The organism is Desulfobacterales bacterium (assembly GCA_034003325.1).
Taxonomy (GTDB): Bacteria; Desulfobacterota; Desulfobacteria; order Desulfobacterales; family JAFDDL01; genus JAVEYW01.
The window spans coordinates 204564-217037 of the sequence record JAVEYW010000005.1; the positions used below are offsets into that span (position 1 = coordinate 204564).

The following is a 12474-nucleotide window of genomic DNA, read 5'->3' on the forward strand; positions in this document are numbered from 1 at the left end:
ATGAGGCGGCATCATGTCGCCCGGAAACTAATTTTCTCATTCCGGCTAATTTGCAATGTAACGAAATGGAGTGCGGTTTTCAATGAAAACGTTTTCTGAAATCATTATCAGACATCGCTTGTTTATTTTATTGGTACTGGCGGCTATTACAGGATTTTTCGCCTACCATCTTAAGGAGTTGAAAGTCAGGACCGAGTTTGACGATTTGCTGCCGGCCAACCATCCCTATGTTGCCTTGCATAAGTCCGTTCGGAGCATCTTCGGCGGCGCCAATCAGGTGACGGTTGTGGTGAAAGTCAAAGACGGGGATGTGTTCAACGTTGAAACCTTATCGAAAATTCAACGGTTGACAAGAGCCGCTCAGCTACTGCCGTCCGTCAACAACTACCAGATCATCTCGCTTGCCAGTCGAAAGGTAAAGGATATTCGGGCGATTCCCGGCGGGGTTCAGGTGGGAAGCATTATGTTGTTTCCCGATGTGCCGCAGGATCAAGCCGAATTAGATGCCTTAAGGCGGAATGTCGCGAGCAATGACTTTATTTACGGCTCCATGGTGTCCCTTGATTTCAAGGCGGCGTCCTTATCCATCGATTTTCTGGAAGTGGACCTGGATTACAACGAGATTTTTAATGCGATCAAACAAATGTGCGATGCGGAGCGGGATGAGAAGCACAGCATTCATATGATCGGAACGCCCATTTTGTATGGGTGGGTGTATAAAAGTTTTCCGGATATCTTGCGAATTTTTCTCTTGACCGGCGTGGTCACGGTTCTGTTGCTGTTCTTTTTTGCAAGAGGCAACTACCGGGGCGTGTTGTTGCCGGTGATAACCGCGGCGGTGTGCGGTATATGGGGGGCCGGACTGGCCGGTATGCTCGGTTACGCCATTGATCCGCTTCTTTTTGTCATTCCCTTTCTGATAAGCGCGGATGCCATTCGCCACGGCTTTCAGGTCACCATGCGCTTTATCGAAGAGCAGATGAAGACCGGAAAGCGAAAAGAGGCGGCGGTGGTAACGATACGGTCGCTTCTTATGCCCTGTTCGGTGTCACTCATCACGGATGTGGCCGGTGCGATTTTTTTGGTTTACAGTCCGATGCCCTTATTACAAAAGCTTTCGATCGTCGCTTCCTTTTGGATCGGCAGCATTTTGATCGGGGTCCTCGTGTTGGGGCCCATTTTGCTTTCCTATTTTCCCGTCAGCCAGAAAGCGACGGAAAAGTACAAGAAGAGTCTTGAATCGCCGGGGTTTATCAACGGTGTCTTCGACAAGATCATGCTGATTTTTGCAAAACTGCCCCATTACAAGAAAACCTCGGTCGCTGTTATTGTGGTACTTTTTGCGATTTTGGTGGTGACCACGAATTTGGGATTAAAGGTTCAAATCGGCGACATTCGGCCGGGGAGCCCGATTTTATGGCAGGATTCCGAATATAACAAAGACTTTGCAGAGGTCAATGCGTCTTTCATGGCGTCCGAGCCATTGACCGTCGTTGTCCAAGGGAAAAAGAACGATGCGATTAAAAGCTCGGTCGTGGCGCATCTGATGTACGACTTTCAGCGGCATATGGAAAAAGACCCGTCCGTGGGGTATTCGGTTTCCGCTGTGGATGTGGCGCGCAAGATCAACATGGTCATGTACGGCGACAACCCGAAATATGAATTTATTCCGAGCACCTGGGATGAGATCGGGTATTTGTATTATACCTATATTTCACAGGGCGAGCCGGGCGATTTCCAGCGCTTCGGGGACATTCATTACAAGGATGCCAGTATTCAGGTGTTGTGCCTGGATCATAAGGGCGATACCATCAGCCGAATCCTGGACAGGGCGAAAACGTTTATTGACGCGAATCCCATAGAGGAAGCGGAAATCAAGCTGGCAGCCGGCCTTCTGGGAATTCTGGGTGCGGCAAACCAAGAAATCTACATGGCGCAATTGATTACCGTCATTCTGGCCTTTGTGTTTGTGTTTTTCTTCAGCTGGATCAGTTTTAGAAGCATTTTTGCCGCTTTTTTATTGCTGACCCCGCTCGTTTTTTCAAATTTTCTTACTTTTGCGTTTATGTATCTCAATAAAATCGGGTTGAATGTGAATACGCTTCCGGTAGCCTGCTTGGGCGTCGGGCTTGGCGTCGACTACGGGATTTATATTGTCAGCCGGATTAAGGAAGAATATGCGGTCCTCGGCGATGTGGAGGCTGCGGTTGAAAGTGCGTTGATGACCAGCGGCCGGTCCGTTTTGGCCACCGCGATTACAATCGTGATGAGTGTGGTGCTGTGGGCGTGGGCGCCGCTGCGTTTTTTGGCGGAAATGGGTATTTTACTCGCCTTCTGGATGGGTGTTGTGGCCATCGTCGCCTTGATCACCATACCGATTTTTGTTGTCTGGTTTAAGCCTAAATTTATAACAAAACAAGCGCTTGCTCACTGAATTATAAATAACAACGAATCGGGGGCATGCGCAATGCATGCCCCCGAAAAGAAGTAATAGTGCCCCGATGGAATTGCATTGCCTTCGAAATCGATGCGATTTCAAGGGATGATATAGCGCGACATGCCCAAAGTGATCTATTCATTGAAGAAAAACAACCAAAACTAAAGGGGGAGGAATGAACAGAAAAAATCACATGTTAAGCTTGAGAAGGGTTTTTGTGACCGTTGCCATCCTGTCGGGATTTATTCTGCTCGGGGCGATCAGCGGTGGAGCGTATGAAATCAGTGAGTCGCTGCAGGTAAACGGGTTTCTCGAGAATCAAACCGGGTTCAGGACGCAGGATCATTCCCAGGGGTTTGCCGAAGAGGGCGATCTTTCGATCATGCGAACCACGGCGCAGGTGGAAGGAAAGGGCCGGCTGACTGAAAATTTGACTTACAGCGTCAAAGTCCGCGCCTGGTGGGAGGGAATGTATGAGTTCGACAACAACATCGACCAGCGGCCGGATGAGTATGATGAGGACATCAAAGACATTGATTTCGGAAAGTATGTTCTTTCCGGCGAATACGGCCGATGGAATTTTCAGATCGGCAGCCAGGAACTGGTTTGGGGGGAGACGGATTTATTCCGAATGGCGGACGTGATCAATCCGGTGGATTTCAGTTGGCATTTTCTCTATACGAACCTGGATGCCGACGGCTACAGGCAACCCTTGCGCATGGCGGTATTGGGCTACGATACCGGCTGGAACCAGGTGGCCTTTCAGTTTGTGGTGATTCCGGAAGAATTTCGTCCGATCAAATTGGCGGCGGAAGGGGCGACCTGGTCGCATCCGGTTTTCAACGGGCTTTCTCTGGCCACCTTGGGCACTACCGGGTCTCCGACCTACAATCTGGCCAATATTTTGATGCGCGAGGGGGACGATACTTCCGATTTCGATAACTGCGCGGCCGGCGGTCGAATCAGGGGAATGATCGGGGATGCGGACCTGAGCATGTTCTATTTTTATTCTCGTGTTCAGGAGCCGACCATCGAGTTTGACGAGCATGGCGCCATGGCCGCGGGGGCGCTTGCGCAAGGTGTTTTACTGCCCGGATACAGCGTCGCCAAAATACAGCAGTTGGCATCCAGAGCCTTCATGGAAGTAAAATACCCCAAATATCATACGCTGGGTGTTACCGCGAACTATTTCGAACCGCATCTGAACATGGTGTTCAGGGTTGAAGCGGCGTACGATATTGACCATCCCTATATCGACCAGCAACTGACGTTCCTGGGGGAAGCGGTCGGCCTGGTGCCGACGGTGATCAAAAGAGATGTGTTCGCCTACATGGTCGGCTTTGACAAAGAGTTTGCCTTTAAATGGATGCGTGGCAGAAACCTCAATATGTTCGGTCAGATGTTTCAGAAGTACATTATCGATTCGCCGGATACGCTGCTTTATCCATTTATGGACGATACGGACGATCAGACCATGTTCACCTTGATTTTCAATTGCTTTCTCGGCCAGGGAAACAGATGGCAGCCGCAAGTTGTATTCGGCTATGATGTTACCGGTGCCGGCATGGTATGGCCGTCAATCAAATACGCCCCGTCCGACAATTGGTCTGTCGGCCTGAATTACACTTACATAGACGGGAAATTCGACAACGGCATGGGGGGCGGATACTTCAATCCGTATGAGAGAAACGATGAAGTGTATTTGCAAGTTCGGTTGAAATTATAAGCCTGGTCGGTCAATGGATTGTACGGGCAAGAAATAAACCGCGAACAAACAAAAATAAATTTTAAAATGGGGGGTTTGGAATGAGAAAAGCAATTGCGGCGATAGCAGCCTTATTATTCATCGGAGGGGCCTTGGTCCTCACGCCGGCGGCTTTCTGTGAAGAACCGGCTGTCGGAACCAAAATCGGGCCGGATAACTGGAAGCAATACGAAAAATATATTCCGCAATCCTTGAGTGAGCAAATTACAAGAGGACAAATGACTTTTGAAGTCGGCGGCGATGCAACGAAATTCGTGCAACCTTCTTCAGGATATAAAAGAGCGACCGAGCAGAACAAGGGCAAAGCCAAAATCGACGCCAACGGCGCAATGACCGGTTGGGAGGCTGGCCGGCCGTTTCCAGATATCGATCCCAAGGATCCCATGGCCGGCTTTAAGATCGCTTACAACCTGGAGAGACGATATGAAGGGGATGACCAGTCTCTTCAAGCCTATCAGTTGATTAACGTCGACTCCAAAGGTCAGGAGCGTTATGTGACCGGAACTGAGTACGGCTGGATGTGGCTTTCGATTAAAGGACGTGTGGACTGCGAACCGCTGGGGGAGTGGGCTCCAAATCCAAAACAAATCTGGCGCTATAACACACTTGCCATTGATTTTCCTTATGACATCAAAGGTACTTCGCGACTGTTGATCCGGTATCTCGATTCTGCAAAAGACGACGATATCTGGATGTACATTCCCACGATGCGCCGCATTCGTCGTATGTCCGGCGCCCAGCGACAGAACAATTTCGTTGGGACGGTTTGTACCTACGATGACATTCGAACGTTTCAGGGTAGACCCATGGAATACGACTGGAAGCTCATTGGGGAAGATCGCGTGTTGTGCGCGGCATTGGACGGAAAAACCCCGCATCCGAAGAACGAAAAAGGGTTTTGGATTGAACCAAGAAGCATGCGGGACTGCTGGATAGTGGAAGCTGTTCCACGCGACAAAAACTATGTGTATACCAAAAGATTATTCTGGATCGACAAGGAATGTTTTGTTCCCTGGCACGAGAATGTTTTTGACGTTCAGGGCCGCACATGGAAGGTCTGTGAGAATTATAATGCGCCTATTTTTATGGGCGAAAAAGCAGATGGTGAATTGGTCGTCTATGAGCAGTCCTTTATCTGGCTGGATCTGCTGGACAATACCCATACGCTGCTGGAGTACGTCGGATGGGATAAGGATGGGAAACAGACCGGTAAGATAAGCACCGGACAGACAAGAGAATGGTACACGATTGAAAATATCGCCAAACGCGGCCGTCGGAACTAAAGAGAGAAAAACTCTCCATCTTTACACCGTAAAACCGCGAACAGGTCGGCATTAAGCTTTAAATAGCTGCATTCATCGGCTTCTCCGTTTCATAGCGGGGGAGCCGATTTTGCTTCAGGCCGCGGATAAAAGCTTTCTGCGAATCTTTTTTCAAGCTAATCGTGTTAAGTCAAACCGGTAATGCGCCCAATTGACTCCGGTTCGTTTCTCAGCGGCAGGCGGATATTGTGCATTGACAATATGTTAGCCGCAGTGTATGCTTCAACTATTGTAAAAATCATTTTATTTCAAGGAGGAGTAATGTTTAAGCATATCATGGTAACTTTGGACGGTTCCAAAATCGCAGAGGAGAGTATCCCCGTCGCAATCGGCATGAGCAAAAAAATGGAAGCGAAAGTTGTTTTGTTACAGGTTGTCGAAGTTTTTTCTCTTCTGAAAGCGGATAAGGAAGCAGAAGAGAAAGCCCTTAAAAATACCGCACAAGAGTATTTAAATTCAATCAAAAGCAAAATTGAAAAAGAGGGGATTCAAACGGATATTGCCATTCTAACCGGAAAATCCAGTGTGGAAATTTGCAACTACGCCAAACAAAGCGGTGTGGATCTTATCATTATGACCGCTCATGGACGCAGTGGGCTCACGGGATGGGCTGTTGGTTCTGTTTCGGAAAAGGTCGTTCGGCATGCGTGTAAGCCGGTGCTTCTGTTGCGGTCCACTTTAAAGGAAGAGTAATCTCTGACGAAAGCGTTTTTAAAGAAAGTGGGACCTCTCGTAAAAAGGCGGAAGATAACTTTTTACGAGAGGTCTTATTTTTCCGGTTTAAAAACAAACGCTATGTTTGATGGCACCTGTTCGAAGGACAACAGGGAAAAAAATCACAACAATTCTGACAGCCAATAAGCACCAACGATTATCACGGTAATGGCTACTGTCCAAAGTTCATATACCACGCGCCAGGGCTTGGGTTTCCATTTCAATTCCATAAAATAGATGAAAACGAGACGCACCTTGAACGCGGCGATCAATATCACGGCGGTGGCTGCGATTTTTGCTGGATTTGCCTGATGCTCTGCGAGCCACCAGCTCAGGATGGTCACGGCCATCAGGGTCAACCAGACCCTTGTGGCGGGAAGACGAAACACGTTGTTGCTCATGATGAAGCCCTCAATAGGTAAAGCATGGGAAAAAGAACAATCCAGAGCATATCCACCATATGCCAGTAGCTGCCGCTGGATTCAATCCATACGAGGTATTTATTGTCGATCGGCTCACGCCGCGCTTTGAAAAAACACACCAACATCACACCCATTCCGGCCAAAAAATGGATGAAATGAATGGCGGTAAACGCATAATAATAGGTGAAAAAAGGATTGGTCTGCGGTGTAATGCCGGCCTGAATTTTAATCGTATATTCGGTTATTTTTAAAACCGCGAAGCCGAGGCCGACCAACATGGCGAGCATGAGGTTTCGTTTCACAGAATCGCGATGGCCTTCCCGGGCGGCCTCTACGGCAAGAACCATAAACCAACTGCTTGTTAGTAGAATCAGTGTGTTTGCAAGGCCGAAGTTGGCGTTGAGAAGTTGACGAGACTGTTCATACAGTTCGGGATTGCTCAACCGTTCGACACTGAATACAAGGAAAAAAAGGCAGAACAGAAAGACGTCGGCTGTGATGAACGTCCAGATGCCGGGGTCGCCGGGCAATTTGATGCCCTCTGCCTTCACGGGGGTTTGCGTGGACACGTTGACCGTAGCCTGTTGTCTATAAAGTACGGTATCATGCATTGGCCGGTTGCTCCATTTCTATACTCTGCATAGCCTTAACTTCAGGCGATACGGGAATTTTTCCCAGTGCTTCTTGTTCCAGGCGAGGAATGGCCTTAAGGACATAAACGGACATCCAAAAGCACCAGACATACCAGATCACAAATTCGATCCAGTAGTTAAGAATACCGTCGCGAGCAAAAGCGCCAGTTTTGAAAAAGGGCATCAGGCATTCGGTGGCGAATGAAATGCCGACCCAAATGCCGTACCAGGCGAACCATCTGGGAACGAGCGGTTTTTCACGCTTGTCGCTCAGAAAGGCGACGCCCATCGCTACAAGCTGAACCGTTGTGGTGGAATACGCCAGATCAATCAATATCCACGCCATGTCATAGAACGTCATGACGGCCCAATCCGGCAGCTCGGTCGGACGATATACGCAAGAAAGAAAAAAGGACAGGGAAACGAGGACAGGTACCACGGTCAGGCCGGCGCCCCAGACTTGCAGATCAATCAGAACACTGTCTTTGCCGACTATTTTTCCCATGATTCTGCCGATGACCACGCCAAATATCAGATAGGGGATACAAAAGGTCATGCTGACGACCATGCCGGTGCGTACCATATTGGCATTTTCGCGAAAATATCCGGCAATTTCAGCCGGGGGAAGGCTTGCGGAATGAGGTGGCAGGTTATGGCCCATAATCGCCCAGAACACGACAAACACAAACATGAACAGCGGGCCGTTCCAAGCACAGATGCGCCAATAATTGAATTCTTTCAGATTTGACATGATTTGCTCTCCTCCTTGCGGGTTTGATGTTTCCGGTATGGACGCTCTTTACCGGTAACATAAGTGATGATGGTTGTTTATCTTGTAGCTGCGGAAAAAATCAGCTTTGTGTGGCTTCGCGCCTTGGCCGAAAAGAAACGCTTTAAAATCAGCTTTATTTTACATATTGTGCTGATTGTATGGTCTGCTGGTTTTTAAACACTTTCTTCATCTTTTACATTTATTTTTCTTGTTGTCAAGTTTAAAAAACGGTTTAAAAAACGGTGAAATTGTATTTGGGGTGAATAAGATTTATTAGCCTTTGAAAATTATGTATCTTTCGTTTTTTTTATGCCCATCATCACTTTCATTTTGGCCGTTTTGACGGATACCGCCAAAAGGGCGGCGAAAGGTATCAAAAAGACACTTTCTACGAGAAAATGGCGGTAGTTTTCTTTGACATGGTTATACCCATTGCCTTATGATGTGTTGAATGGGCGCAGAACCTTAATCCTGAAAAGATGAGATTCCGTTAAAGGTTGCTGCGCATATGAAATTTTCAGTGGATGAATTCTATTTATATAAGGAGTAGCCGCTTGTGGCGATAGGACAGAATATTCCTCTTTTCTTTCGATTATATCACAAACTCAAGCAGGATATCATTCGGGGTGAAATCCAAAAAGGATCTAAAATCGAAACCATAGAAGAGTTGTCGCAGCGGCATTCCATGTCGCAGACCAGTGTTCGAAAAAGTTTAGAACTTCTTGAAAAAGAGGGACTTTTATTTCGAAAACAGGGATGGGGCTCACTGGTTCCGGAGAATTTGGATTTGCACTTTTTTGACTTGGCGGATCTTATCAGTTCGCGAAAAGCGATTCAGGAAGTTAAATATGCCGATATCCAACTGATTAGTTCGGAATGGATCAACCCGACCCGTCGGTTGATAACGCTTCTGAATTGTAAGGATACTGCTTTGAAGGATAGAATACTCAGATTATATTGCCGGCTTAGTTTTACAGATAAATTAAAGTTTAAGGCACTGATGGTATTCTATTTCACAGAAAAGTGGCTAAAGGAAGGCGGAGTAACCGCTTCTTCGCCGGCTCGTGAAATCATTATTCGCGCTTCGGAATGGCTGGAGTCGGGCACCATAAAAATGAAAGAATCGCTTGTCCCTTTTCTCTGCACGGATGAAATGGCGGAAAATCTGGGACTACCTGACGGCACACCGGTGTTCTATCAAACTGTGGGGTTCTTGGATACTGTTCACAAGACATGTATGAGCTGGGATATGATCAGCACGGCAAACGTTTTTTACCGTGACATGAATTTGAATTAATGGCCCTTAGACCCTGTATCAGAAGCATTCACGCTTTTGCGTGTGTCTTGACCGAAGGTGGTAGGTGCCTTTTTTTGCATCCCGGCATTTCAGCTTCCCAGCAATCCGGCTTCGCCGGGTTAGGTACTGTCCATCAGAGATCAGCCGGTTTTTTAACATGGTAACATTCGCGCAAGGACGGGCAAGGCTGACGTTTCCCCTCCTTTTTTCTCAATCCGCCGTATCGGCCACCTGTGCCGCCATAATAGCCTCGGCTTTCCTGCTTGGCGGCTGTTCTGCTGTTTTCTCTTCCTATAGCGCATCGGCAACGATTCACATGGCCGACAATCTATCCCGCTCCTTTTTAAACTGCGATGATCCGGCCACTGTGGAAACCGCGGCACCGGCATATCTGTTGATGATCGACAGCCTGCTGATTGACCACCCGAATAATGAGTCCTTGCTGCTTGTGGCGGTCAAGCTGTATACGAGCTACACAACCGCATTTGTGAAAGACACGCAACGTGCCAAAAGCCTGAGTCAAAAAGGATTTGATTATGCGCTTCGTGCGGCGTGCAACCGGGACGTGAAGCTGTGCAAGGCGCGGGAAATGTCGTTTGATGGATACACTCAGGCCCTGTCCCAAATGACAAAGGCTGATTTACCGATACTCTATGCACTCGGCGCGGCCTGGGCGAATTATCTGGAGGCCCGCCAAGGCGATTGGCGGATGATTGCGCAAGTGCCGAGGGTTGAGGCGATCATGAAACGGGTGGTCGCGCTGAATGAGTTCTATGAAGACGGTGGGGCGCATCTGTATCTGGGCGTATTTGCGACCTTGGTGCCGCCGGCCTTGGGAGGGCGTCCAGAAATCGGAAAGGCACATTTCGAGCGCGCATTGGCGATATCCGGTAAAAAAAATTTGATGGCCTACGTTCTGTACGCCAGGCATTACGCAAAAATGCTGTTTAACCGATCGCTGCACGACCGGCTGCTAAACGAGGTGCTGTCTTCGAATCCCCGAATGGATGGCTATATATTGAGCAATATGGTTGCGCAGGCCGAAGCACGGGACTTGCTGGCGGCGGCGGATGGCTATTTTTAGTAACTTTTTTTATAAGGAATAATCAAAAAAGATGGCTGAAAACCAAAAAAGAGCGATTCTCTGCCCGAACTGCCGCAAGTTGGTGAGCGCCGATGAGGTTCGATGTCCCTATTGCGGTCAAGCGGGCCCGGGCGCCGTTTGGCGGAATAACCCTCTGATGCGAGGATTTCAATCTTCGGATCAGTTTGTTAAAGTGATTATTTGGGCGAACGTGGGGATGTTTTTTATTTCGATCCTGTTTAATCTGCGACAATTGCAAATTACGTTGAATCCCTTAAGCTTTCTCTCGCCGCACAGTGATATTTTGATTCTTCTGGGGGCGACCGGCACTATTCCCATAGATCAACTTCACCGATGGTGGACGCTTATTACCGCTAATTATCTTCACGGCGGACTGCTCCATATTCTCTTCAACATGATGGCCGTTCGTCAGCTTGCGCCCTTTATCATTCGGGAGTTCGGCATGCATCGCATGTTTATTATTTACACGCTGGGAGGCGGGATAGGATTTTTGATTTCCTACATGGCGCGGGTGCGGCTGACGATCGGTGCTTCCGCCGCCCTTTGCGCCCTAATCGGCGCCGCTTTGTATTACGGCAAGAGCCGTGGTGGTGCTTATGGGCAGGCGGTATATCGCCAGGTTAGCGGCTGGGTGGTGGGTTTATTCTTCTTTGGCCTGCTGGTTCCCGGAATCAATAATTGGGGCCACGGTGGCGGTATTGTGGGGGGGATCGCGCTGGCCTATTTTTTCGGGTATAATGAAAAGCGAAAGGAAACCATTGGGCACAAATACCTGGCTGTTTTGTTAGGGGTGATGACGGCGGCGACGCTGGCCTGGGCCGTGGTGAGCGGCGTGTATTTCCGGTTCGCTATTTAATTGGGCCATAAGCCTGACCAGTAAACATGGCCGGGAGAAAGGCGAATTACAGTTGTCGGAGAATGCCGGTGATTTCCCGTTCGAATTTGATGCCGATGCCTTTTTTATCCTTTCTTGTGATTCTCCCGTTCACTTTGACGGGTTTGCGGCTTTTCGGATGTTCCAGTGTCATAATGATTTCCCTGCCGACCGAAAAAGGTCCGGCCGGTTCGATGAACATTCCCGTAGCGCTGATATTTCTGGTCACGCCGGAGGCTATGCGCTGATTGTCCGAATAAATTACTTCCGTGCAATAATCGATTCTCGGGTAATCCCGATCATCTTTTATCCATTGCTTGATGGCTGCGAGAAGATATTTCTGCTGCGCTTGGGACAATTGTTTGATCACTTCGTTCAGTTGATCCATCGTGCTCTTTCCGCCTGCGTCCGCCGGCGTTTGAAATTCGATCATGGTACCTCCTTTTAACTCATTGCAGCGCTTGCGATGAGTCATATCACCGCTTAGCCCTCGACAATAGAGATGAAATCCATGTTAATAATAGCGGCTTGAATGGGACGGCCCCTGAAGTCGGCGTCATAAACCAGCAACCATTGCTTGCCCGGAAGATTCAGCAGGTCACTGACCCGATCGGTTTGCTGGGCTTCACCCCACAGGTTGATTTTCCCGGTGATTTGACCGATTGAGGATTTTAATTTGATGGTAACGGGGGTATCCTGCCTCAATTCCGGGTTGAAATGTACAAACTGCTCATGGGGGATGACCATGGCGATGTCTTTGACACTGACCATGACAACTTTTCCGGGGATTCCGATAAACACGGTGTTATATAAGGTGACAAACCGGATTTCACTTTTAATGAAGAAATCACTGACCCGGTCCACCATCACCCGGGCGGAATTAAGATTGATGGTTCCTTTGTATTCCCCGCTTCCGGTAATGATGGAAATATTCTTATCGTTTGTAACCGTTCTTCTGTCCGGCATGCCCCGGCGGTTTTCTATCCCGTTTTCCCGGGTATCGGGCTTTCCGATTCGTCGGTTGATTGGACCGGTGCGCCTTTCATCAGGCGGGTTTTGATTGAAACGGAATTCCTCTTCCATATCGAGGCATCTCCTTAATTGGTCATTCGGAAGCATTAACGGCTGCTGATT

General features: G+C 48.5%; 13 protein-coding genes. 8 read left to right on the forward strand and 5 right to left on the reverse strand.

All coding sequences use genetic code 11. The features are described 5' to 3' along the window. The first annotated feature begins 82 nt into the window (after positions 1-82). The 4 genes from RBT11_07185 (at position 83) to RBT11_07200 (ending at position 6217) form a co-directional block, all read left to right on the forward strand. Positions 83-2434: an MMPL family transporter gene (locus RBT11_07185; protein ID MDX9786541.1), complete on the forward strand. Its 2352-nt coding sequence runs from the start codon at positions 83-85 to the stop codon at positions 2432-2434. A gap of 178 nt (positions 2435-2612) precedes the next feature. Continuing rightward, a complete protein-coding gene (locus RBT11_07190; GenBank protein ID MDX9786542.1) occupies positions 2613-4163 on the forward strand; it encodes a hypothetical protein in 1551 nt (516 codons plus the stop codon). A gap of 80 nt (positions 4164-4243) precedes the next feature. Next, positions 4244-5485, forward strand: coding sequence for a DUF1329 domain-containing protein (locus RBT11_07195; GenBank protein ID MDX9786543.1), 1242 nt, complete (start codon positions 4244-4246; stop codon positions 5483-5485). Positions 5486-5710: 225 nt separating this feature from the next. Next, the gene (locus tag RBT11_07200; GenBank protein MDX9786544.1) at positions 5711-6217 is read left to right on the forward strand and encodes a universal stress protein; all 507 of its coding nucleotides are present in this window, start codon (positions 5711-5713) and stop codon (positions 6215-6217) included. A 143-nt stretch (positions 6218-6360) separates the two neighbouring features. Here RBT11_07200 and RBT11_07205 read toward each other — a convergent pair whose 3' ends face one another. From RBT11_07205 to RBT11_07215, 3 genes are read right to left on the reverse strand one after another with little or no spacing between them, the layout of a single operon-like run. Further along, entirely contained in the window at positions 6361-6639 is a 279-nt protein-coding gene (locus tag RBT11_07205; GenBank protein MDX9786545.1) for a cytochrome C oxidase subunit IV family protein, read from the reverse strand. Next, complete coding sequence (locus RBT11_07210; GenBank protein ID MDX9786546.1) at positions 6636-7271, reverse strand: cytochrome c oxidase subunit 3; 636 nt, start codon at positions 7269-7271, stop codon at positions 6636-6638. Before RBT11_07210 ends, RBT11_07205 begins: the two co-directional genes overlap by 4 nt. Next, the gene (locus RBT11_07215) at positions 7264-8043 is read right to left on the reverse strand and encodes a hypothetical protein (protein MDX9786547.1); all 780 of its coding nucleotides are present in this window, start codon (positions 8041-8043) and stop codon (positions 7264-7266) included. The genes RBT11_07210 and RBT11_07215 overlap by 8 nt, the downstream gene beginning before the upstream one ends. A gap of 66 nt (positions 8044-8109) precedes the next feature. Between RBT11_07215 and RBT11_07220 the strand changes: the two genes are divergently transcribed. From RBT11_07220 to RBT11_07235, 4 genes are all read left to right on the forward strand, one after another. Next, on the forward strand, positions 8110-8241 hold the full coding sequence (locus tag RBT11_07220) for a hypothetical protein (protein MDX9786548.1): 132 nt from the start codon (positions 8110-8112) through the stop codon (positions 8239-8241). 379 nt (positions 8242-8620) lie between these two features. Then, positions 8621-9361, forward strand: a complete 741-nt coding sequence (locus tag RBT11_07225; protein MDX9786549.1) for a GntR family transcriptional regulator — start codon at positions 8621-8623, stop codon at positions 9359-9361. Between the two features lie 157 nt (positions 9362-9518). Further along, positions 9519-10445, forward strand: a complete 927-nt coding sequence (locus RBT11_07230; protein ID MDX9786550.1) for a TRAP transporter TatT component family protein — start codon at positions 9519-9521, stop codon at positions 10443-10445. A gap of 31 nt (positions 10446-10476) precedes the next feature. Further along, the gene (locus RBT11_07235) at positions 10477-11322 is read left to right on the forward strand and encodes a rhomboid family intramembrane serine protease (protein ID MDX9786551.1); all 846 of its coding nucleotides are present in this window, start codon (positions 10477-10479) and stop codon (positions 11320-11322) included. A 46-nt stretch (positions 11323-11368) separates the two neighbouring features. Here RBT11_07235 and RBT11_07240 read toward each other — a convergent pair whose 3' ends face one another. Together RBT11_07240 and RBT11_07245 are read right to left on the reverse strand one after the other, a co-directional pair. Next, positions 11369-11773 (reverse strand): PilZ domain-containing protein, encoded by a 405-nt coding sequence (locus RBT11_07240; protein MDX9786552.1) that lies wholly within the window; start codon positions 11771-11773, stop codon positions 11369-11371. A gap of 50 nt (positions 11774-11823) precedes the next feature. Continuing rightward, positions 11824-12423 carry a hypothetical protein gene (locus RBT11_07245; protein MDX9786553.1) on the reverse strand — a complete coding sequence of 200 codons (600 nt, stop codon included), beginning with the start codon at positions 12421-12423 and terminating at the stop codon, positions 11824-11826. Positions 12424-12474 lie beyond the last annotated feature (51 nt).

Excerpts from the sequence above, each read along its gene's own strand:
- RBT11_07185 (MDX9786541.1), top strand. The coding sequence starts at position 83 with ATGAAAACGTTTTCTGAAATCATTATCAGACATCGCTTGTTTATTTTA.
- RBT11_07190 (MDX9786542.1), top strand. The coding sequence starts at position 2,613 with ATGAACAGAAAAAATCACATGTTAAGCTTGAGAAGGGTTTTTGTGACC.
- RBT11_07195 (MDX9786543.1), top strand. The coding sequence starts at position 4,244 with ATGAGAAAAGCAATTGCGGCGATAGCAGCCTTATTATTCATCGGAGGG.
- RBT11_07205 (MDX9786545.1), bottom strand. The coding sequence starts at position 6,639 with ATGAGCAACAACGTGTTTCGTCTTCCCGCCACAAGGGTCTGGTTGACC.
- RBT11_07210 (MDX9786546.1), bottom strand. The coding sequence starts at position 7,271 with ATGCATGATACCGTACTTTATAGACAACAGGCTACGGTCAACGTGTCC.
- RBT11_07215 (MDX9786547.1), bottom strand. The coding sequence starts at position 8,043 with ATGTCAAATCTGAAAGAATTCAATTATTGGCGCATCTGTGCTTGGAAC.
- RBT11_07220 (MDX9786548.1), top strand. The coding sequence starts at position 8,110 with ATGATGGTTGTTTATCTTGTAGCTGCGGAAAAAATCAGCTTTGTGTGG.
- RBT11_07230 (MDX9786550.1), top strand. The coding sequence starts at position 9,519 with ATGGTAACATTCGCGCAAGGACGGGCAAGGCTGACGTTTCCCCTCCTT.
- RBT11_07235 (MDX9786551.1), top strand. The coding sequence starts at position 10,477 with ATGGCTGAAAACCAAAAAAGAGCGATTCTCTGCCCGAACTGCCGCAAG.
- RBT11_07240 (MDX9786552.1), bottom strand. The coding sequence starts at position 11,773 with ATGATCGAATTTCAAACGCCGGCGGACGCAGGCGGAAAGAGCACGATG.
- RBT11_07245 (MDX9786553.1), bottom strand. The coding sequence starts at position 12,423 with ATGGAAGAGGAATTCCGTTTCAATCAAAACCCGCCTGATGAAAGGCGC.